We start from the raw sequence: 20,588 nt of genomic DNA, 5'->3' as shown, positions 1-20,588 counted from the left end.
ATTATTCGTAATCCGCGGCTGCATGTCCCGCTTTCACCGACAGCTACCTGCCGGCTGTAGTTAGACTACCGAAAGCGGAACGACCGCATGTGGGCCCGGCAAGGGGGCGACCACGCCATGCGTGCCCTTCAAAAAGCCAATGCTGGCGTCTTGTCGGCGTGCTCGCCGACAAGACGGTCGGCTCGCCTGCTGGCTCGCTCGACCATGCTTTTAGAATAAATTGAAGAGCATGTCTGGCAGTTGCCTCTGGCCCTGCTCACACTTGGTTGAGTAACTATATTGCCGTGGAATCACTGTCCAGTTTCGTCTGGAATCCGTGTCCAGTTTGGTGTGGAATACGCACTTGATGAGCTTGCGTGCCGTCGCTTCGAATTCATGGTTCAACGCGGCGCCGTCAGTGACCGATTCGTTGATGGCGCGATCGGTACTCGGCGTGCCCTCAGTGTCCGTCATGGCCAGTCGCATGCGGAGCGTCGAAGCTATTCGAGTCGCGGCAAAGCGTTTTACAGTGTCGTCGCGAACGTCGGTATTTGCCACCGCAATATTTGCCAACAGCAAAGACGACGGCTTTCGTGCATGAGGATCCTCCAGTTGTTCGGACAACCACAGCAGGCCGTCCAATCCTCCGGTCGCCTGAATCAATGAATCAAGGTCGAAGGTTCCGCTAATCGCTTCCTGGTAGAGTTCCATCAGTGCAGAGACGTTATTTTCCTTGGAAATGGAGCTGTAAGGCTTCGCGGTGGTCTTGTCTTCATTGAGGGAGAACGTGGTAGTGGCGCCGATACCTTCGCAATACTTCTGGAGGAGTTGTGAAACACGGCTCTGAACTTCCATCGCAACGTTGGTGGCGTCTTCTCGGCGAGGCGCTTCAACCACCAACCGGATGTCGTCGACGTACCGACAGTAGTCGCGGATGACGACCCTTCCTTGGGCGTCCTCCTCATCAATGGTAGCAGCAAGAAGACGATCGAAACCCACCATATAGGCGTTGGCCAAGAATCCGGATGCGACTAAACCTTGGGGCAGGCCGGTGGGTAAAAGATTCTCAGAACCCATTACATCGGACGCAAGGCGCTGGTCATCGGACCGCCATGTCCAGTTGAAGATGCGTTCGGTCGCACTCCAGAAATCGTCATCTGCCCGAAGGTCCTCACGCAACCCAAAGCCCTCTACAAACTCATTGTGAAGCACCATTAACTGACCGATAAGCGCTTTGCGGTCGATGCAGTCGAAAAACGATTTTATATCCAGCGAGATGATGAATAGTTCGTGTGCGTCTTTTAGTCGCCCAGACAACTCCGAACAGACACTGCGGGGACGCGCAAGAAAAAATGCGATAGTCCTGAAAATATTCGCTATATATCCGCGAGTTTCCCCAGCTAAAGAAGGCTCTCGGCCGAGGGCGTGTAGTCTGATCCCAGCGGCAGTGTAGCCGGTTGCCGTAGCTGAAGATTCCCTGCTTCTGTGCCTTGAGGCCGTCACGCTCAGAGGGGTCCCCCTGCGCAGTTTCGATGGCATCCGAGAGGCAAAGGATCACGGCCGTAGCGAATGTCTGGTCTCGGATCGAGAGATGTGCGAGAGGCCTGATCTTCTGGACGCGCTCCCCCCGTACATCTTCGGCAACCATCCAAGCCTCGAACTCTTGGTCGGTGTCAGCATCAGCGTCACCCTGACTGGACAGTTCCGAGTTTAGGAGAGCCTCAAGGTCGAGAGGAGCGCTTGAACGTGGCGGTGGCGTCGGGAACTCCCAGCGGGCATTCTTCGGTGCCGGAACCAACATCATTGGCGTTGGGGCGAAAGTCGGACTCGCCACTGCCAACGCCCACTGCGCAAGCTGTCGTTCAAGGTCAATTGTGGAACAGTCGAGTTCCAGCACGTCGGCATACCAGTTGTGACGACGAATCGCAGCGTGGGTTTTCTTCCAAGCCTGCGCCAATACGACCACATCCTTCAGGAAGGCCCCGTGCGGCGCGAGTTGCTCGTATTTTGCTTGAACGATGCTCATGATTGACCTTTGTGTTGTGTGGATATTAGCTCACTACGGCTGCGCGCAACCAACGAAGGCGGACTACAGGCGCGATTGATAACGGCGAGCACTGACTACACTGACGCGCAAGTCATGAGCCTTCGGATAGCCGTTCCGCTGGTGGCTCGGTGCCACACTCTGTTATTATTGTGACACTCACATAATAGACGACAGTTCGATGACCGACGATCATGCGAAAGATGCCAAGCGCGGCCGTCCACCTAAGGGCGAACAGCCGATGAGCGCTGCCGAGCGCAAACGTGCGCAGCGAATGCGTGACGCCCGAGCGGCAATCGAGGCTATTGGCGATGAGCAAAGCGCGCCCCTTCGGGCGCTGCTGACTATGCTGGGGCGAGTCGAATCGTCGGAACCAGCGCGGCAGTCTGCACAACGCGCTTGGGCCGAAATCGGCCGACGTTACGGATTCGTGACAATCACAGAATGAGGCGACGATATGGAAACTATTGAAGGCGTGGCACTGCGTAATTCCGCGGTGATTCCTTGCCACGCGACCGACGACGCGGAAACTGCCGGGAAAGCCGGCCACTACAAGGCGGTGCGCTTCAATGCGATGAAACACGGCATTCTTTCCAAGCTCGCAGTATTGGCGCACGAGGACCATTCCGAGTTTGACGACTTACTGGCGGCGCTGATCGACGAACACCAACCAGCAGGCATCACGGAGCGGCATCTGATCGAAGAACTGGCAGCGATCATCTGGCGCAAGCGGCGGGTGCTGCTGGCGGAAGGCGCAAGGATCAACGAGGGAATCAAGAACGTGGTCAACAGTCCGCGCAGCGTCATGCCTTCGGCCGCACCTTTTGAGCACGGGCCCACCGGCGAGCATACCGACCTACCTTATCTGCTGAACGCAAGCCAAGAAGAAACCACTGAGCGCCAGCGCAACGCGGAGATTGACCTTGGCGCGACGCGTAGAGCGGCGGCGATATTGGACAAAGGTGGAGCTAACGCCTACGAAAAGGCACGTCGCGCACTGACTCCGGACTCGCGCGACTGGTGGGACGTACAGGTCCAGGAGGAAGAGTACTCGGCGACCGCCGACGATCTGCACGAGTATATCCGCGAGTCACTTGAGCCAATGCACGCGCGTTTGGCGCAGGAGGCGAGATTGATTCCAGCGATCAAGGCGCAAACCCTGGGCGAAGCGCTGCCCATATTCCGACTGGAAAAGCTCAGCCGCTACGAAACGCACCTCGACCGCAAGTTTGAGAGAACGCTGGCCATACTCTTGAAGCTGAAAGAGCTTCGCAACAGCTGAAAAGGGCACAGCAACGAAAACAGGCGCCATGCGTTTCGTGGCAAGGCTTTCAGGCAGTTCTTGCCAACAACGATGGCCAAACTTACCTGATGATTTCGGCAAAATCCGGGAGAAAAGAATATGGGCGGCAGCGGCAGTGGGCGGCGGCATCAAGGTGGCAGGGACACCACTGAAGATTCGCGCCCCCTGGACATTCGGAAGTTGCAACGTGCAGGTCTACTGATACCTGGCCGCAGCTTCTGGTGGCAGTGGACGGTCAACAGCCGCCCGGTGGCCGACATCCGGGTGCAAGCGGAAATCCAGCGCGTCGTCCTCGTCTACCGATACCGCTGCGGCAATGATGACATTTGGCACGCTGTCGAGCAGCCCGTCCTAATGGATCACACGCCCTGCACCTATGGCGGAACCAGGTGCTGGTGGGTCTGTCCGTCCTGCAGTCGGCGCGTCGCAATTCTCTACGGCCACGGGAAGCTCTACGCTTGTCGCCACTGCTACCGCTTGGCTTATGCGAGCCAGAGGGAAGCGGCCGACGATCGAGCGCGGCGGCAGGCTGACAACATTCGGCGCCGCTTGGGCTGGCCTGCGGGCATCGCGAATCCCGATGGCGACAAGCCCAAGGGGATGCACTGGCGCACATTCGAGCGACTGACCGCCACGCATGATGCTTGTGTCCGGGTATCACTGGCGGGATTGGCGAATTGGCTGGAGTCACTGAAACGGCGGCGTGTTGGCGTGGCCGATGATCCACGCGGCCGGTGTTGAATCTGTTTCGCAAAATGGCGAAAGCCGGCGGATGAAGCAATGCGCAAGGCTGTCCGGAAACTGCACCGCAAAGGTGGGCGCAGGCGACGGCTGGTGAGGGGCGGGGAATGTGGTCCTTCGCTGCCGACCGTTTGCCGTGCCTTGCTGCAAATGGCTTTCCGTCGCATCGGGGCGAGGCATCGAGAGCGGGAGCAATAGCGTCATCACTGCCACGCCCTGAGCGCGGGCCGCCATGTCCGCCGCCTCAGATATGCGAACCGGGCGAATGAAATCTCTTGCGCGACCCGCACCCTTGGTTACAGCGAATGTAACCCCGGCGTAACCCCAACAAAAAGCCCGACCTTTTGGGCCGGGCTAAATGCTTGATTCTTTGGTGGTGATGGGTGGAATTGAACCACCGACCTATGGGTTATGAATCCATCGCTCTAACCGACTGAGCTACATCACCTCAGGGCGGCAGATTATAGGACCCAGCCCGCCAGGGGTCAAGCCGAACGATACCGATAGTCGACGCCATCGTGCAGCGCCTGGCGAACGGCGGCCGAAAATTACATCAGCACGATGTCGTACTGTTCCTGCGTATAGCTGGGCTCGGCCTGCAGCGAAATCGGCTTGCCGATGAAATCGGAGAGCATCGCCAGGCCGTGCGACTCTTCGTCGAGGAAGCGGTCGATGACCGCCTGGTTGCCGAGCACGCGGTATTCGCGCGCGTCGAACTGGCGCGCTTCGCGCAGCAGTTCGCGGAGAATCTCGTAGCACACGGTACGCGCGGTTCTCACTTCGCCGCAGCCTTCGCAGGTTGGGCAGGTTTCACACAGCACGTGCGCGAGCGATTCGCGCGTCCGCTTGCGCGTCATCTCGACCAGACCCAGCGCCGTAAAACCGTTGACCGTCAGGCGCGTATGGTCACGCGCCAGCGCCTTGTTGAACTCGCTGAGCACTGCCGAGCGATGTTCTTCGTTCTCCATGTCGATGAAGTCGACGATGATGATGCCGCCGAGGTTGCGCAAACGTAGCTGACGGGCAATGGTCTGCGCGGCTTCGAGATTGGTCTTGAAAATGGTGTCGTCGAAGTTGCGCACGCCGACGAAGCCGCCGGTATTGACGTCGATAGTGGTCATCGCCTCGGTCTGGTCGATGATCAGGTAGCCGCCCGACTTGAGATCGACCCGGCGGGCAAGTGCTTTCTGAATCTGGTCCTCGACGCCGTGCCGGTCGAACAGCGGTCGCTGCCCGGTGTAATGCTCGAGCAGGGGCGCAACAGTCGGCGTGTACTCGGCGGCAAAGGTGGTCAGCCGCGAGAAGTTCTCGCGCGAGTCGATGACGATGCCGGAAGTTTCGGGATTGACGAAGTCGCGCAGCACCCGCTGCGCCAGCGACAATTCCTGATAGAGCAGCGCGGGCGGTGCGGCGGTGGTCGACTGGGCCTGGATATCGCGCCAGGTCTTGCGCAGGTACTCGATGTCCTTGGCCAGCTCGGCTTCGCTGGCGTTCTCGGCCATGGTGCGCACGATAAAACCGCCCGGTTCGTCCTCGGGCACCAGACGTGAGAGCTTTTCGCGCAAGGCTTCACGTTCAGCTTCTTTCTCGATGCGCTGAGAAATGCCGATGTGCTTCTCCTGCGGCAGATAGACCAGCATCCGCCCGGCAATCGATACCTGCGTGGACAAGCGCGCCCCTTTGCTGCCCATCGGATCCTTGATGACCTGCACGAGGAGGCTCTGGCCTTCGAAGAGCAGTCGCTCGATCGGCCGCAGCGGTTCGTCATTCTGCCGCGGCTCGCGGATATCGGCGACGTGCAGGAAAGCGGTACGGTCAAGGCCAATCTCGATGAACGCCGATTGCATCCCCGGCAGGATGCGTACGATGCGTCCGACATAGACGTTGCCGACGAAGCCGCGACTGGCGCAGCGTTCGATGTGCAGTTCCTGCACGGCGCCCTGATACATGACCGCAACGCGGGTTTCCTGCGGGGTGAAATTGATCAGGATCTCTTCAGACATGGGCTGGTGCTCTGGAAAATGGGGCGAGAAATACGGTTAGAATCGCGATTCGCCGCATTCTACTCTTAGTACCCTGTCACGCCCCCTCCCCGGATTCCTGCCATCTCAGCCTTGATCCCTGCTTCGCCCTCCACCGCGACCTCTCCCGAATTGCTCGCTCCTGCCGGTTCGCCGACGATGCTGCGCACGGCCTTCGCCTACGGCGCCGATGCCGTCTATGCCGGCCAGCCGCGTTACAGCCTGCGCGTGCGCAACAATGCCTTCGGCGATCTCGACACGCTGGCCACTGCAATTGGCGAAGCACACGCCGCCGACAAGAAACTGTACGTGGTCAGCAACGTCCTGCCGCACAACCGCAAGGTGCGTACCTACCTGGCCGACATGGCGCCGGTCGTGGCGCTCCAGCCCGACGCGCTGATCATGGCCGACCCGGGGCTGATCGACATGGTGCGCGAAACCTGGCCGGAAATGCCGGTGCATCTCTCGGTGCAGGCCAATACGGTCAACTTCGCGGCGGTACGCTTCTGGCGCAAACTGGGGATCAGCCGCGTCATCCTGTCGCGCGAGCTGTCGCTCGACGAAGTCGCCGAGATTCGCCAGGAATGCCCGGAGATGGAACTCGAGGTCTTTGTGCATGGCGCCCTGTGCATCGCCTACTCGGGCCGCTGCCTGCTTTCCGGCTACTTCAACCATCGCGATCCCAACCAGGGTAGCTGCACCAATTCGTGTCGCTGGGATTACAAAGTGAAGCCGGCGGACGCCGAGGCGGCTGTCGGCATGGGCGCCGGCCACGCGGGCAGCGCGGCCGGCATGGCTAACACGGGCAGCAGCAGCGGCGAATGGCTGCTCGAAGAGAAGGAGCGCCCGGGCGAGCTGATGCCGATAGAAGAGGATGAGCACGGCACCTACATCATGAACTCGAAGGATCTGCGCGCCGTCGAGCACGTCCGCCGCCTGGTCGAGATCGGCGTCGACTCGTTGAAGATCGAGGGGCGCACCAAATCGCCCTACTACGTTGCGCGCAGCACACAGGTCTACCGGCGCGCCATCGACGACGCCGTTGCCGGCCGCCCTTTCGACCCCAGCCTGCTCGGCGAACTCGAGGGCCTCGCCAATCGCGGCTACACCGACGGCTTCTATCAGCGCCACCACGAACACGAAATGCAGAACTACCTGCGTGGCCACTCGGAGTCGGGACGCAGCCTCTACGTTGGCGACGTCATCGACTGGAACGCGGCGCGGGCGCTGGCGCTGATCGACATAAAGAACCGCATCTCGGTCGGCGATCGGCTGGAGATCATCCACCCCTCGGGCAATCGCGTCATCACGGTGGAGCGCATGGAAAACCTCGGCGGTGCCGAAATCCGCGTCGCTCCGGGCAACGGCCACAAGGTGTGGATTGCTCTGCCAACGGAACTGCCCGGCGCGATGCTGGCGCGCTTCGTCTCATCCTCCGGCCAGCAATGAAGCAGCCGGCGCACCTCTTTGTCGACATCTCGGCGCATGGATTCGGTCATCTGGCGCAGGCGGCGCCGGTGCTCAACACGCTCAGCAAGCGCTTGCCGGAACTGCGCCTGACCATCCGCAGCGGCCTGCCCACCGACAAGCTGCAGGCACGCGTCATGGCCGACTTCACCCACCTGCAAGAGCGCAGCGACTTCGGCTACGTGATGCACGATGCCGTCAGCCTCGACCTCGAGGCGACGGCGCTCGCCTATCGCCGTCAGCACGCCGACTGGGACCGCCTGGTTGATCGTGATGCCCGCCTCTTCCGCGAGCTGCAGCCCAATCTGGTGTTCAGCGACGTTGCCTACCTGCCGCTGGCCGGTGCCGCACGCGCCGGCATCCCGTCGGTGTCCATGTGCTCGCTGAACTGGGCCGAGCTCTTTGCCCATTTCTTCGCCAGGGAGAAGTGGGCAGAGGCCATTCATCGCCAGATGCTGGACGCGTATGCAAGTGCCGAGTGCTTCCTGCGCGCGACACCGGGAATGGCCATGGCCGACCTGCCACGGCTACGCCCCATCGGCCCGCTGGCCGCACTCGGCAACGACTGTCGGAAGGCCCTGCGCGAACGGCTGGGCAGCGGCAAGGACGAGCGCCTGGTCCTGATCGCTTTTGGCGGCTTCGAGAAGGAGCTGCCCATTGCTGCCTGGCCAGCGATCCCCGGCGTACGCTGCTTGATTCCACAGGCCTGGCAGCTCACACATCCGAGCGTCAGCGATTTCGAACCTCTCGGGCTATCGATCGCCGATGTCTTGCGTTCGGTAGACGCGGTGCTTACCAAGCCCGGCTACGGCACTTTCGCCGAAGCCGCCTGCAACGGCACGCCGCTGCTCTACCTGCGCCGTGAAGACTGGCCAGAGCAGGATTTCCTGATCGACTGGCTGCAAACGCACGGCCGCTGCAGGGAAATCAGCGCTGGCGAGCTGCTTGCCGGTCGGCTGCTGCCCTCACTCGAGGCCTTGTGGCGCCAGGCCGCGCCGCCGATTCCGACGCCCTCGGGCGCTGAAGATGCGGCGGCGGTGCTGCTGCCATGGCTAGGGGTGAGCACTCGGCAGGCCTAGCTGGCAGCCGCGCCGACACCGATGCCGACACGAAGTGCGGCGGTGATGGGCAGCATTCATGTGGGGGAATCGGCACACACCTCGCCCACCTCCTTGTGGCGTGCGCCGGCCAGGCGCCAAATCTAGCGACGGCGGCGAAGGGTGAAGCCAGCGAGCGCCAGGCCGAAGAGCGCGAGCGTCCCCGGTTCGGGTACAGTGCCGTACAAGGCGATACCATCGTTGATGCATTCCTCGAAGAAATGCGCCGTGAATTTCCCGCCAGGCAGCGCGGCGAGGTCAAAAGAGAAGCCGAAGATTTGTGGGCCGACGGCACCAAAGTGGGCAAAATCAAGGCCCAGGTTCTCTAGTTGGATTTTGTTGAGCGAACTGATAGCCGACACCAGGGCGCCGCTGGCAATGTTGGCATAGATGTCGCGATTGCCGAAGTAGTTGGTCACGTCGGTGGTCGAGCTCAGGTCACCCATGCTGCCCGTGGGCCGCCCGAAGCCGGCATCGTAGTAAGCCTGCAAGCTTGCGTAACCTTGGTTCGCCAAGGTCAGATTGACGACGCTCAGGTTCTTGAACAAGCCAAGGGTCGTATTGCTGACGCCGGGGGTGCCGTTGCCAAGCGAGTCGTTGGCACTGGCAAAGCGAATTCCGAACACTCTGGGGTCATTGAACTCGCCTGGCGTGTCGAGATTGTGCGACGAGAAGTTGAGATAGAGATCGCCCGGGGCAATGCTCCCATTGCGGGCACCGGCGTTGGTCACCCCCGCCAGCGGCATCCCGCCACTGATCGCGAAGTAGCCGGTCGAGCCGATCTTGCGGAAGGCCAGGCCACGCTCTTCGTAAGACGCCCCACCGGAGCCGTCAGTAAACGAGTCGATGGCGTAGTTCCAGTCCTGGTAGACGGTGCCTGCGCTGGCGTCGGAAGCACTGACCGCCAGGGCGGCGAAGCCAGCCACCAACAAGGCGGGAGCGAGACAGCGGCGGATGCGGCCAGCTACGGTCGACCTCGAGCAGGCCTCAGGCTTGCGAGAAGAGATATTCATGGTACGATTCCGTTCCGAAGTAACTGAATGATGGTTTTTCAGACCGCGCTTCAGGGGGCACAAGCACGCTAAGCAATGACCACTAATCATTGCCGTGCCAACCGAGGACGCGACGCACATCCGCTTTTGAAGCCCGGCAAGGCTTCTCGGAGCGGGGAAGGCGAATCCACAGCCTGGCTCGACTTCGGAATCAAGTATCTCTCGTCGAGCCGGCAGCTGGTTATGAACTAAGTCACGGGGTCCGTCATCTTCAGCGCGCTGGCATGCTTTGCAGGAGCGGAGGGATTGCCGGACCCCGTGCCGCCTTCACGCGCGAGAAGGGATTCTTTCTGGCACCGATAGTGGCCCACGCTCGGCCAGGTCGCATTCGCGCTGGGGATGCGCGCCGACGACGGTCCGCTGCTGGTGCAGGGAGAGATCCATTCCTGCCTGCCTGCCTGCCTGGAAGAATCCTGCAGACCGCGAGCGCCGCTGTCGACGCGACAACCTCCGCAGGCGATCAGTCGTGAGCGCTTGTTACGGGCGACGCGAACCAACGCGAATCAGGCCGCCCTCACTGCTCCTCATGGGCGCTCAACAGCCGTTCGCAGTAGCGCGCGATCAGGTCGATTTCGAGATTTACCCGGCTACCGGGCTGCAAGCGACCCAAGCTGGTCGCTTCGAGCGTGTGCGGGATCAGATTGATGGTGAAGGTGGCGCCGTCTACCGCGTTGGTCGTCAGGCTGACGCCATCAACCGTGATTGACCCCTTGCGGGCGATATACCTGGCAAGCGCTTGCGGGGCACCGATTTCGAGCAGGCGGTTGTCGCCCACCGGGTCGAAACGCAAGACCTCGCCGATGCCGTCGACGTGCCCGGAAACCAGATGCCCCCCGAGGCGATCGGCCAGCCGCAGGGCTTTCTCGAGGTTGACCGGGCCAGGTCCGGCGAGGCCAACGGTGCAGGCCAGAGATTCCGGGGAAACATCGACGCAGAAACACGGGCCCAGTTGATCGACCACTGTCAGGCAGACGCCGTTGCAGGCAATCGAATCGCCGAGCACGACGTCATCAAGGTCGAGCTTGCCGGCGTCGATGGTCAAGCGAACGGTTGCAGCGCCATCGTCACGAGGCGTAACGGCGGTGATTTGGCCAACGGCGGCGATGATTCCAGAGAACATAACAAAGCCCAAGTAGAGTGGTGATTGCTGGATGGTTGCTGGGCGGAAGGGCGCTGGATTCTAGCATGCCGCCCCTTGCCGCCGGCCTCGCCCAGCTCTTGACTTCGCCGACCGAGAACAACAGCAAGGACAGCGATCAGCCGCCAGCCGATTGGCCCTTTTTCTCCGCGACGGGCGCTTCGGCAATGCTCGCCGACGGCGCACCTGGCCGAATCGGATCATCACGCAACCAGGCTTCGAGCAGAGTGTAACTGACCGCCAGGACCACCGGGCCGACGAAGATGCCGACCAGACCGAAGGCCAGCAAGCCGCCAATGACGCCAGCGAGAATCAGCAGCAAGGGCAGGTCGGCCCCCTGCTTGATGAGCAGCGGACGCAGGAAATTGTCCATGGTCCCGACGATTACCGTCCACACCAGGAGGAAAGTGCCCCAGCCGGTATCGCCACTCCAGTACAACCAGGCGACGGCCGGTGCCAACACCAGCGTCGGCCCAAGTTGGGCGATGCAGAGCATGAACATCAAGGCAGTCAGCACGGGCGCAAAAGGTACGCCGGCGATGGCCAGGCCAATGCCACCGAGTACCGACTGTACAAACGCCGTAATGCCGACGCCAAGGGCGACCGCGCGAACGGCTTGCCCAGCCAGCACGACGGCGCCTTCACCGCGCTCACCGGCCAGGCGGCGACCGAACCGCAGCATTTCGTCAGCGGCCTGTTCGCCGCCTGAATAGAGAACTGCGGACAGGGCGACGGTCAATAGAAACTGCACGAAAACCAGGCCAAAGCTGCCGACTTCTCTGGCGAACCACTTGGTCAGATTGCCCGCATAGGGGGCGATCTTGGCCGTCAGTTCCTGGGTTCCAGCCACCGCCAGCTGCATCCAGGCCTGGTCGAGCTTGTGCCCGATCAGCGGCAGGTTGGGAACCCAGTCAGGGGGTGGCGGCACCTCGAAGCTTGCGGCAAACCTCCCCCAACTGACGATGTGGTGAGCGTTCTCGACGAGGGTCGCGATGGCCAACGACAAGGGAACGACGAGGACCAGGAGTACCAGCAGGGTCATGACCATCACCGCCGGAGCACGCCGGTTGCCGAGCTGTCGCTGCACGCGCAGCATCACCGGCCAGGTGGCGACGACAACCATCGTCGCCCAGATCAGGGCCGGCAGAAACGGCCTCAGGATCCAGCCCGAAGCGGCAATCAGCACGCCGATGAAAAGGACGGCCAGGGTTGTTCGGGCGACTTCGGTTCTGGGGCTATTCATCATTCACTCTTCGGCATCGTGCTTCCGCTGGGAGGCTCCTGCTGCACGCGCCAGCGGGTCATGGCGCGCACGGACAACAGGAGAGGACAATCTGACGGGGCATGGTAGCGCAATCGACGCCCGCAGCGTGAGGGGCTGGCAACGCTCGCAGGGAATACGTGCGGTAGATGCACACTTGATCAGCGATCTGATTGACGCCGCCCTGCTCACCGCGCGCTTTCTGCCAGCCCGCTACGCGGCCCGCTATCGAATCCAGCCGGACGACGGCAAGGCGCCGGAACTGCGCCAGCGAGAAACCAGCTGAGCGACGGCAGCATAGCTCGCTCGGCGCCAGCGCAACGCCTCTTGTGCTGGCACATGGCTTTCGCCTAAACACCTGATCGGCAAGACCTTTTACCACCCCGTCAGCATGGTTTTCATGTTTAACAAGCGCGCTTGCATAGCGAAAAGATGTGCCATAATCGGCCGACTATCGTGCCGCCATGTTTGCGGCCCATAGTTTTTTGGTACCGCAGCCGAGCCAAGCCGCCCGATGAAGAGGCGACTGGCATGTGATCAGCTCTGCGAGGGCCGCGTTTCCAGCTGTCAAAGGAGGATTTTCCCGTGAATGGTTTACTCAAGCTTTCAAGCCTGATTGATGGCCTTACCGAACGCGTCGGCAAGAGCATCATCTGGCTGGTGCTGATCGTCACCCTGATCGGTGCCGGTAACGCCGTCATGCGTTACACCATCGACTACAGCTCGAACGCCTTTCTCGAGATTCAGTGGTATCTGTTCTCGGCGATTTTCCTGTTTTGCGCCGGTTACACTCTGATGCGCAACGAGCATGTGCGTATCGACCTTGTCGCCGGTCGCTTCTCCCGGCGCGGCCAGGCGATGATCGACATCTTCGGCATCATTTTCTTCCTGATGCCGATGGCCATCGCCATCATGTACATGTCGTGGCCGATCTTTGTCCTCGCCTACGAAACCAACGAGCAATCGAGCAACGCCGGCGGCCTCACCGTCTGGCCGGTTCGCCTGATGGTCCCTATCGGCTTTTTCCTGCTGGTGATTCAGGGCTTTTCGGAACTGATCAAGCGCATTGGCTTCGTGCAGGGCCGGTGTCCGGATCCCGGCGCCAAGTCGCACACGCCGACCGCTGAAGAAGAACTCGCGCTAGCCATCAAAGCCAAACAGGGAGAACTCTGATGACCGAATTCCTGATCAACAACATGGCGCCGATCATCTTTGCTTCGATGGTCCTCTTCCTGCTAGTCGGCTTCCCGGTAGCCTTCGCGCTCGCCGCCAACGGCATCTTCTTCGGCCTGATCGGCATCGAACTCGGCCTGCTCGGCCCACAACTTTTCCAGGCCCTGCCGGACCGTATTTTCGGCATCATGAACAACGACACGCTGCTGGCCATTCCCTTCTTTACCTTCATGGGTCTGATTCTCGAACGATCAGGAATGGCCGAAGACCTGCTCGACACCATTGGGCAGCTATTCGGCCCAATGCGTGGTGGCCTGGCGCTGGCCGTCATCTTCGTCGGAGCGCTGCTCGCCGCGACCACCGGTGTCGTCGCCGCGTCGGTGATCTCGATGGGACTGATTTCGCTGCCGATCATGCTGCGCTACGGCTACAACACCAAGCTCGCCACCGGCGTCATCGCTGCGTCGGGAACGCTGGCCCAGATCCTGCCGCCATCGCTGGTACTGATCATCATGGCTGACCAGTTGGGCAAGTCGGTCGGCGACATGTACAAGGGCGCCTTCCTGCCGGCTATCGTGTTGACCCTCTTCTACGTTGGCTATGTCCTGCTGGTCGCTATCTTCAAGCCCAAGTGGGCACCGGCACTGCCAGCGGAAGCGCGCACCCTGCATGGCAGCAAACTGCTGCTACGCGTGCTGACCACCATGGTGCCACCGCTGATGCTGATCTTCCTGGTCCTCGGCACGATCTTCATGGGTATCGCAACGCCGACCGAAGGCGGCGCCATGGGCGCCACCGGCGCATTGATCATGGCCCTGGCGCGCAAACGCCTGACGCTGAGCCTGCTCAAGCAGGCAATGGATACGACCGCCAAGCTGACGACCTTCGTGGTCTTCATCCTGGTTGGCGCGCGCGTCTTCTCCCTCACTTTCTACGGTGTAGACGGGCACCGCTGGGTCGAGCATCTCCTCACCGGGCTGCCGGGCGGTGAAGTCGGCTTCCTGATCGTGGTCAACGTCCTGATCTTCCTGCTCGCTTTCTTCCTCGACTTCTTCGAACTCTCATTCATCGTCGTGCCGCTGCTCGGACCGGTTGCCGAATCACTGGGGATCGATCTGATCTGGTTCGGAATCCTGCTGGCGGTGAACATGCAGACCTCGTTCATGCATCCGCCTTTCGGCTTTGCGCTTTTCTACCTGCGCTCGGTCGCGCCGGCGTCGGTCAAGACCACCGACATCTACTGGGGTGCGATTCCCTTTGTCTGCATCCAGATCGTCATGGTCGGCATCCTGATTGCGTTCCCGCAACTGGTGACTTTCGGCCTCGACAAGGAGGTCAAGGTGGATCTCGATTCGGTCGAGATCGAGATGCCGAGTTCCTCGTACGGAGGTGGCGGCGGATACGGTGCGCCTGCGGAAGGCGCGCCAGACGGACAGCAGCAAAAGCCCGGGGCTGCGGCTACCGACGCTATTCTCGACATGCTCAAGGAGAACAAGGAAAAGTAGGCGGCAGGCTGCCGTCGGCGGGAAGGTCGCCGCGCGACGGCAACAGGAATATAGGGAATGCTGACCCGAAAAGGAAACGGAGGCCATTGGCCTCCGTTTCCTTTTCTTCATCGCGAGGGCCGCCAAGCGGCCCTCTACGGACGAAGTCTGAAGTCTGAAATTAGCGCTTGGTGTTCATGTAGCTCACGTAGGCACCTTCGGCAATCCCGAACCAGAGGTTCTGGTCGGCCTGGAACTTCGCGTAGTCGTCATAGACTTTCTTGAAGCCGGGATTCGCCTTGGACGTCTCCGCATAGAGTTCCATGGCCGCCTTGTACGCAGCATCCATGATCACTTTCGGATACTGCCGCAACTGCGTACCGGAGCCGACCAGTTGCTTCAACGCCGTCGGGTTCTTGGCGTCGTACTTGGCCATCATGTCCACGTGCGCATCAGCACAGGCCATATGCAGGATTGCCTTGTACTCTTTCGGCAGCTCGGCGTACTTGGCGCTATTGACGTAAACCGACAGCTGCGGCCCGCCCTCCCACCACCCCGGGTAGTAGTAGTACTTGGCAACCTTGTTGAAGCCCAGCTTCTGGTCATCGTAGGGGCCAATCCATTCGGCCGCGTCAATGGTGCCCTTCTCCAGAGATGGATAGATATCGCCACCCGGAATCTGCTGCGGCACGGCGCCCAGTTTGCTCAACACCTCACCAGCAAAGCCACCAATACGGATCTTCAGGCCATTGATGTCGGCAACCGTCTTGACCTCCTTGCGGAACCAGCCGCCCATTTGCGCACCGGTGTTGCCACAGGGAATCGGAACGATATTCGACTTCCCGTAGAGCTCGCCCATCAACGTGCTGCCGTTACCGTAACGCATCCAGGCGTCGAGCTGACGGTTGGTCATGCCGAAAGGAATCGCGCAGTCAAAGGCGTAGGTCGGATCCTTGCCGAAAAAGTAGTACGACGCGGTGTGCGCCATTTCGACAGTGTTGTCCTTGACGGCGTCGAAGACTGCCGGCCCGGGGACGATTTCACCACCGGCGAAAACCTGAATCTGAAACTTGCCACCAGTGGCTTCGGCGACCCGCTTAGCCATGAACTCGGCACCACCATAAATGGTATCCAGGCTTTTCGGGAAGCTGGACGCCAGACGCCAGCGGATGGTTGGTGCATTCTGAGCAATCGCCGGCATGGCCACGGTACCGGCCGCCAGGCCGACACCCGCATTCTTCAAAAACGAACGTCTTTCCACAGTCTTGTCTCCTATTTTGGTTTTTTTTACACGAGTTGCCCGCCGAGTATAGCGAAAGCAGTCTGCCTGGGAATACGCATTTTCCGAGCCTCCGCGGCCGGCCGCGCGCCCGTCGCGCAGCTGGCCAGAGAAATTCGTAGCGCGGAAAAAGCTAGGCGCCAGCCACCTTCATCTGCTCGATGAGCAGCGACCCGACCTGCTTCGAGCCGCGCACCAGAACATCGTTGCCTACGCCGGCCACGTTTCTGAACATGTCGCGAAGGTTGCCGGCGATGGTGATCTCCTCTACCGGATGGACAATCTCGCCGCCCTCGACCCAGAAGCCGGCAGCGCCGCGCGAATAGTCGCCGGTAACATAGTTGACGCCATGGCCGAGCAACTCGGTCACCAGCAAGCCACGGCCCATCTTCTTGAGCAGGCCAGGCAAATCCCGCTTGCCGGGATGAACGATGAGATTGTGACTGCCACCGGCGTTGCCGGTGGTCTGCATCGACAGCTTGCGCGCCGTGTAGGCGCTCAGGAAATAGCCCTGCAGCTGGCCGTCAACAATCACTTCACGATCCTTGGTCGCGACGCCGTCACTATCGAAATAGCCACTGGCCAGGCCACGCGCGAGATGGGGTCGCTCGCTGATCTGTACCTTTCTGGCGAACACGCGCTTACCCAGGCTATCGACCAGGAAGGAGGTCTTGCGGTACAGGCTGCCGCCGCTGACTGCGTGCACAAAGTTGCCAATCAGCGACGAGGCAAGCGGCGCCTCGAAAATCACCGGCACCTTGCAGGTCTTGATCTTGCGCGCACCAAGCCGCGCCAGGGCGCGCTGGGCGGCGCGCTCGCCAATCAGCTCCGGCGACCCAATGGCCTGCGCATCGCGGGCCATCGCGTACCAGTCGTCGCGCTGCATGTTTCCATCTTTGCCGGCGATCATCGAACACGACAGGTAATGCCGCGAAGTCGGATAGCCGCCGATGAAACCAAGACTGTTGGCAGACACGAAATGCCCTTCCTGACTGGACACCGTCGCGCCCTCCGAATTACTCAGCCGCGGGTCGACGGCGAAGGCGGCAGCTTCGCAGCGTTTGGCCAGGTCGACGGCGGCTTCGACCGAGAGCAACCAGGGATGATAGAGATCGAGATCCGGCAGGCGCTCGCTGTCGATGGCCAGCAGGCGCGCGTCGGGCAGACCGGCGGAGGGATCGGCAGCCGTAAAGCGGGCGATGTTCAGCGCCGCCTCGACCGTCTCACGCAAAGCCGTCGCTGAAAAATCGGAAGTGCTCGCCTGGCCTTTTCGCTGACCAAGATAGATGGCGACGGCAATCGCCTTGTCGCGGTTGTATTCGATGGTTTCGACCTCTCCACGGCGAGCCGTCACCGACTGACCGAAGCCATCGGAAACATCGACCTCACAAGCACTTGCGCCGCTCTTTTCGGCATGCGCGAGAACGTCGCGCGCCAACTGCTGCAGAGTTTCGAAACGGTAGCTGAACCGCGATTCGCGAGCGGCGGCGGTGGTGGGAGGGGACATGGGGCGGTGGCCAAAGGCAAAAGTCGCTATCATAGCAGCTCCGCGCAGACCGTCCGTTCCGGCGTCTGGATACGTCCCTCTCCCCAACCGACACCAGGAAAGCCCCCTCTGCCGCCGATGATCCCCCCCCGAAGAAGACGAAGAAGAAGCCGGCCCGCCATCAAAAACGCAGCGCAAGCGGGCCATGGAGGAATTACAGGCCGTCGGCGAGGAACTGGTGGAACTGGCGCCCGATCGGCTAAAGAAAATCGACCTCCCGGAGGATCTGCGCGCCGCCGTCCGTACGGCACAGCGTATGACCCGACACGACGAGGCACGACGGCGACAGCTGCAATACATCGGCCGGGTAATGCGCGATATCGAAGACCCGGAACCGATCCGCAAGGCGCTGGCTGCGCTGCGTGGCGATTCGGCCGAGGAAACAGGCAGGCTGCACCGTATCGAGCGCCTGCGAACGGCCTTGCTGGCCGACGAAGCGGTGCTGTTCGGAATTGCCGAGACCTACCCAGCGGTGGATCTGCAGCGTCTCCGCTCGCTGCGACGCGCCGCCTTGAGCGAGCAGGAGCAAGGCAAGTCGCCGCGTAATTACCGCGCCATTTTCCAGTTCCTCAAAGGGCTGGAAATCCTCGACGACCGCGCCACCGGAAAGGATGGGCATGATCAATGATGATCAACTGCTGATTGGACTGCTGTCGATCAGCGACCGCGCCGCGCAGGGCGTCTATGCCGATCAGGGAATCCCGGCGCTCGAAGAATGGTTCGGCCGGGCACTTGCCAGCCCGTGGCGAAGCGAAAGACGCCTGATCGTTGACGAGCAGGCACGCATCGAAGAAACATTGAAGGAGCTGGTTGATGAGCTTGGCTGCCATCTGGTGCTGACCACCGGCGGCACCGGTCCGGCGCCACGCGACGTCACCCCGGAAGCCACCCTCGCCGTCGCCGACAAGCTGATGCCCGGCTTCGGCGAGGAAATGCGCCGCATCAGCCTGAACTTCGTGCCGACGGCCATCCTTTCGCGTCAGCTGGGTGTCGTTCGTGGCAAGGCCCTGATCCTCAATCTGCCCGGGCAACCGAAGTCGATCCGGGAAACCCTTGAGGGAGTGAAAGCGGCCGATGGCACGGTCGTGGTGAACGGCATTTTCGCTGCCGTCCCCTACTGCATCGATCTGCTTGGCGGCCCCTACGTCGAAACCGTCGCGCAGGTGGTCAAGGCTTTTCGACCGAAATCAGCGCTGCGGCCAACGGCCCCCCAAGGCTAGCGGCAAGGAGCCGCCCCCCAGGTCTTCTAGCCTTCAGGTCGCTGATTGCTCGCGAAAGCAAGCAATCTCGAACTCGCTGCCGACCTCCTCCAGCTCCATCGGAATCAGCGTCCGGCGCTGGCCCTGATGGCTGAACTCCAGCGTTTCACGGACATTAAAGCCCGCCAGCGGCAAGACGATGCGCAGGATTCCGGTTTCCCTACCATCCTGCAACCAAATACCCGGGATAGCCACCGCCGCCGAAAAACCGCTGCGCCGCGGCCGCAATTCAATGCTCAGCGCCTGCCGAGAGAGTACCTGCACGCCCAAATAGGCGTCGTCAGGACCCTGCCTGGTGAAGCGCCTGGCGACACCCAGCATCCAGTTGTCGCCACCCTCCGGCTGGACACACAGCAGTGCGCCGATGTTGATGCGCTCAGTCGCCGAATGGTCAATCTGCGCACGAAATCCGCCAAGGCTGACGTTCTCGACCACCCAGCTGTCCATCGCTACTTCATTCTCGGGGCGCGGCACGGCTCCCGAGAACAGCGAGTAGCTGTCATCAAAGCCATACAGGACGAGCATTCGCGTTTTCACCGCATGCCGCGTATGGCGGCGCTGTGGCGGGCACTTGCCCCAATACAGACGCAGATGGCGAAGTACCGGCAACAGCGCACGCGGCGCGTACTCACCGCCAAGGTTGATGTCGGACGGAATCTCACCGTGCTCGACCCGATGCAGCAGCCCTTCGAGCGCCGCTAGCGCCGTTCCCGGGGAGAAGAAGCGCAAGCCACGCCTGCTCACACCAGGGTGACGGGCCAGTCGCAGCGGTGGCGCGCCGGCTTCCGCATCGACCCAATAGACGCTGTCCGGCCGACAATCAGGCAGGAGAACAAAGTACGGCAGGCAATGCGCAATCAGGCGGTCAGCGAGCTCGATCTGCACGGGCATCAAGCTATCCATCGAAGAGGCAAAGAAGACAATTGCATGCAGGTATTGCTCCGCCACGGTGCTCAGCCCTTGCCGCGCCGGATAGAGCTGTAGCGGCTTCTGAGCGTTAGTCGTAGTTTCGGCCACCAGATAGGTTGTGCCGAGCGCCTGCCAGAGGTCTTCTGCACCGGAACCGTAGCGAAACGCCAACCACTTGAGTTGATTGCGGCGTGCCGCCTGCGCGCGTACAAGCGCCAGCGGCAGGAAGGCCTTGAAGGCGTCGCCAGCCTTGCTCTTGGGATCCCGCTGGGCGCGTTCGATGCAGTCGGTGTACAGGGTCGCGACCTGGCTCCAATAGCCGTGGCTGCGCGTCCACAGCCGCTCTTCTTCCCGCTTCGTCAGGCGTTCTGACAGCAGGTAGTCGCGAGCCACAGCCAACAGGTGCCGCTGCGCCGCCTCATCAAGCTGGCGGAGCACATCGAAATACTGGTCAACGCGGAAGCTCTCGCTGTGCTGGAGCGAATCGAACCATCCGCTCACTTCGTCGACGGCTTTTGCCGGCCTATCGACGTGCAACTCGGCAAGAATTCGCTTCAGCTCCTTGCTGTCAGCCAGTGGATGATCTGAACGTTTCGCAAAGAAATTGAACATTATGGAACGTGAAGCCTCATCGCGGATGACTGCCGTTGGAGCGCGAATTGTAAACCAGTAATCCAGGACGAGGTCGAACGTCTGCCGAATGACGCCCGCTTGCCGCCAAGCCGATTCCTCGGCGTCGCGCGAAGCACGCTGGGCAATCGAGCGGCGTCGGCAGCGGACTGCGCCCGGCGGTCGATTACTCTACAATTCGGCCTGGATCAACGACAGGCTCAAA

At 61.3% G+C, this 20,588-nt stretch carries 19 protein-coding genes, 1 tRNA gene and 1 pseudogene; 8 read left to right on the top strand and 13 right to left on the bottom strand.

Annotated features, from left to right (window positions below; all coding sequences use genetic code 11):
* Positions 1–210 precede the first annotated feature (210 nt).
* The 3 genes from E4Q23_RS00920 to E4Q23_RS00910 form a co-directional block, all read right to left on the bottom strand.
* The gene (locus E4Q23_RS00920; protein ID WP_336511577.1) at positions 211–1,296 is read right to left on the bottom strand and encodes an RNA-directed DNA polymerase; all 1,086 of its coding nucleotides are present in this window, start codon (positions 1,294–1,296) and stop codon (positions 211–213) included.
* Positions 1,178–2,005: a hypothetical protein gene (locus E4Q23_RS00915; protein WP_169064886.1), complete on the bottom strand. Its 828-nt coding sequence runs from the start codon at positions 2,003–2,005 to the stop codon at positions 1,178–1,180. The genes E4Q23_RS00920 and E4Q23_RS00915 overlap by 119 nt, the downstream gene beginning before the upstream one ends.
* Positions 2,006–2,117: 112 nt before the next feature.
* On the bottom strand, positions 2,118–2,606 hold the full coding sequence (locus tag E4Q23_RS00910; protein WP_169064805.1) for a hypothetical protein: 489 nt from the start codon (positions 2,604–2,606) through the stop codon (positions 2,118–2,120).
* Between E4Q23_RS00910 and E4Q23_RS00905 the strand changes: the two genes are divergently transcribed.
* Positions 2,598–3,305 (top strand): hypothetical protein, encoded by a 708-nt coding sequence (locus tag E4Q23_RS00905; RefSeq protein ID WP_211203566.1) that lies wholly within the window; start codon positions 2,598–2,600, stop codon positions 3,303–3,305. The genes E4Q23_RS00910 and E4Q23_RS00905 overlap by 9 nt on opposite strands.
* 216 nt (positions 3,306–3,521) lie before the next feature.
* Here the strand turns inward: E4Q23_RS00905 and E4Q23_RS23215 are convergent, their stop codons facing one another.
* The 4 genes from E4Q23_RS23215 to rng form a co-directional block, all read right to left on the bottom strand.
* Entirely contained in the window at positions 3,522–3,659 is a 138-nt protein-coding gene (locus E4Q23_RS23215) for a hypothetical protein (protein ID WP_211203565.1), read from the bottom strand.
* 354 nt (positions 3,660–4,013) lie between these two features.
* The gene (locus tag E4Q23_RS00895; protein WP_169064884.1) at positions 4,014–4,301 is read right to left on the bottom strand and encodes a hypothetical protein; all 288 of its coding nucleotides are present in this window, start codon (positions 4,299–4,301) and stop codon (positions 4,014–4,016) included.
* A 137-nt stretch (positions 4,302–4,438) separates the two neighbouring features.
* Positions 4,439–4,515 (bottom strand) — tRNA-Met (locus tag E4Q23_RS00890).
* 100 nt (positions 4,516–4,615) lie between these two features.
* Positions 4,616–6,070 (bottom strand): ribonuclease G, encoded by a 1,455-nt coding sequence (rng, locus tag E4Q23_RS00885; protein WP_169064883.1) that lies wholly within the window; start codon positions 6,068–6,070, stop codon positions 4,616–4,618.
* Between the two features lie 114 nt (positions 6,071–6,184).
* Between rng and yegQ the strand changes: the two genes are divergently transcribed.
* A complete protein-coding gene (yegQ, locus tag E4Q23_RS00880) occupies positions 6,185–7,537 on the top strand; it encodes a tRNA 5-hydroxyuridine modification protein YegQ (protein WP_169064899.1) in 1,353 nt (450 codons plus the stop codon).
* The gene (locus tag E4Q23_RS00875; protein ID WP_169064882.1) at positions 7,534–8,634 is read left to right on the top strand and encodes a hypothetical protein; all 1,101 of its coding nucleotides are present in this window, start codon (positions 7,534–7,536) and stop codon (positions 8,632–8,634) included. The genes yegQ and E4Q23_RS00875 overlap by 4 nt, the downstream gene beginning before the upstream one ends.
* 122 nt (positions 8,635–8,756) lie before the next feature.
* Here the strand turns inward: E4Q23_RS00875 and E4Q23_RS00870 are convergent, their stop codons facing one another.
* The 3 genes from E4Q23_RS00870 to ydiK all read right to left on the bottom strand — a co-directional run bounded on the left by E4Q23_RS00870 (position 8,757) and on the right by ydiK (position 12,085).
* On the bottom strand, positions 8,757–9,665 hold the full coding sequence (locus E4Q23_RS00870; protein WP_169064881.1) for a PEP-CTERM sorting domain-containing protein: 909 nt from the start codon (positions 9,663–9,665) through the stop codon (positions 8,757–8,759).
* Between the two features lie 553 nt (positions 9,666–10,218).
* On the bottom strand, positions 10,219–10,824 hold the full coding sequence (locus tag E4Q23_RS00865; protein ID WP_169064880.1) for a riboflavin synthase: 606 nt from the start codon (positions 10,822–10,824) through the stop codon (positions 10,219–10,221).
* A 136-nt stretch (positions 10,825–10,960) separates the two neighbouring features.
* Positions 10,961–12,085, bottom strand: coding sequence for an AI-2E family transporter YdiK (ydiK, locus tag E4Q23_RS00860; RefSeq protein ID WP_169064879.1), 1,125 nt, complete (start codon positions 12,083–12,085; stop codon positions 10,961–10,963).
* A 175-nt stretch (positions 12,086–12,260) separates the two neighbouring features.
* On the opposite strand from ydiK, the gene E4Q23_RS24460 reads away from it, so the two are divergent.
* From E4Q23_RS24460 to E4Q23_RS00850, 3 genes are all read left to right on the top strand, one after another.
* Positions 12,261–12,389, top strand: coding sequence for a hypothetical protein (locus E4Q23_RS24460; protein ID WP_272873619.1), 129 nt, complete (start codon positions 12,261–12,263; stop codon positions 12,387–12,389).
* Positions 12,390–12,688: 299 nt separating this feature from the next.
* Positions 12,689–13,276, top strand: coding sequence for a TRAP transporter small permease subunit (locus tag E4Q23_RS00855; protein ID WP_169064878.1), 588 nt, complete (start codon positions 12,689–12,691; stop codon positions 13,274–13,276).
* Complete coding sequence (locus E4Q23_RS00850; protein ID WP_169064877.1) at positions 13,276–14,781, top strand: TRAP transporter large permease; 1,506 nt, start codon at positions 13,276–13,278, stop codon at positions 14,779–14,781. The genes E4Q23_RS00855 and E4Q23_RS00850 overlap by 1 nt, the downstream gene beginning before the upstream one ends.
* Before the next feature lie 160 nt (positions 14,782–14,941).
* Here E4Q23_RS00850 and E4Q23_RS00845 read toward each other — a convergent pair whose 3' ends face one another.
* Both E4Q23_RS00845 and pmbA read right to left on the bottom strand, forming a co-directional pair.
* Positions 14,942–16,021 (bottom strand): TRAP transporter substrate-binding protein, encoded by a 1,080-nt coding sequence (locus E4Q23_RS00845; protein WP_169064876.1) that lies wholly within the window; start codon positions 16,019–16,021, stop codon positions 14,942–14,944.
* A gap of 151 nt (positions 16,022–16,172) precedes the next feature.
* Positions 16,173–17,546 carry a metalloprotease PmbA gene (pmbA, locus tag E4Q23_RS00840; RefSeq protein WP_169064875.1) on the bottom strand — a complete coding sequence of 458 codons (1,374 nt, stop codon included), beginning with the start codon at positions 17,544–17,546 and terminating at the stop codon, positions 16,173–16,175.
* 166 nt (positions 17,547–17,712) lie between these two features.
* Here pmbA and yjgA point away from each other — a divergent pair.
* Both yjgA and mog read left to right on the top strand, forming a co-directional pair.
* Positions 17,713–18,213, top strand: a pseudogene (gene yjgA, locus E4Q23_RS00835) (ribosome biogenesis factor YjgA); the annotation flags it as partial.
* Complete coding sequence (gene mog / locus E4Q23_RS00830) at positions 18,203–18,805, top strand: molybdopterin adenylyltransferase (protein WP_169064873.1); 603 nt, start codon at positions 18,203–18,205, stop codon at positions 18,803–18,805. The pseudogene yjgA and the gene mog, both read left to right, overlap by 11 nt.
* A 33-nt stretch (positions 18,806–18,838) precedes the next feature.
* On the opposite strand, the gene E4Q23_RS00825 is transcribed toward mog, so the two are convergent.
* A complete protein-coding gene (locus E4Q23_RS00825; RefSeq protein WP_211203563.1) occupies positions 18,839–20,365 on the bottom strand; it encodes a hypothetical protein in 1,527 nt (508 codons plus the stop codon).
* Positions 20,366–20,588 lie beyond the last annotated feature (223 nt).

The organism is Candidatus Accumulibacter phosphatis (assembly GCF_012939955.1).
Taxonomy (GTDB): domain Bacteria; phylum Pseudomonadota; class Gammaproteobacteria; order Burkholderiales; family Rhodocyclaceae; genus Accumulibacter; species Accumulibacter delftensis.
The sequence above is the reverse complement of the archived record's forward strand: the minus strand, read 5'-3'. Positions and strand labels throughout refer to the sequence as shown.

Excerpts from the sequence above, each read along its gene's own strand:
- E4Q23_RS00915 (WP_169064886.1), bottom strand. The coding sequence starts at position 2,005 with ATGAGCATCGTTCAAGCAAAATACGAGCAACTCGCGCCGCACGGGGCC.
- E4Q23_RS00905 (WP_211203566.1), top strand. The coding sequence starts at position 2,598 with ATGAAACACGGCATTCTTTCCAAGCTCGCAGTATTGGCGCACGAGGAC.
- E4Q23_RS00895 (WP_169064884.1), bottom strand. The coding sequence starts at position 4,301 with ATGGCGGCCCGCGCTCAGGGCGTGGCAGTGATGACGCTATTGCTCCCG.
- rng (WP_169064883.1), bottom strand. The coding sequence starts at position 6,070 with ATGTCTGAAGAGATCCTGATCAATTTCACCCCGCAGGAAACCCGCGTT.
- E4Q23_RS00875 (WP_169064882.1), top strand. The coding sequence starts at position 7,534 with ATGAAGCAGCCGGCGCACCTCTTTGTCGACATCTCGGCGCATGGATTC.
- E4Q23_RS00870 (WP_169064881.1), bottom strand. The coding sequence starts at position 9,665 with ATGAATATCTCTTCTCGCAAGCCTGAGGCCTGCTCGAGGTCGACCGTA.
- E4Q23_RS00865 (WP_169064880.1), bottom strand. The coding sequence starts at position 10,824 with ATGTTCTCTGGAATCATCGCCGCCGTTGGCCAAATCACCGCCGTTACG.
- ydiK (WP_169064879.1), bottom strand. The coding sequence starts at position 12,085 with ATGAATAGCCCCAGAACCGAAGTCGCCCGAACAACCCTGGCCGTCCTT.
- E4Q23_RS00850 (WP_169064877.1), top strand. The coding sequence starts at position 13,276 with ATGACCGAATTCCTGATCAACAACATGGCGCCGATCATCTTTGCTTCG.
- pmbA (WP_169064875.1), bottom strand. The coding sequence starts at position 17,546 with ATGTCCCCTCCCACCACCGCCGCCGCTCGCGAATCGCGGTTCAGCTAC.
- mog (WP_169064873.1), top strand. The coding sequence starts at position 18,203 with ATGATCAATGATGATCAACTGCTGATTGGACTGCTGTCGATCAGCGAC.
- E4Q23_RS00825 (WP_211203563.1), bottom strand. The coding sequence starts at position 20,365 with ATGTTCAATTTCTTTGCGAAACGTTCAGATCATCCACTGGCTGACAGC.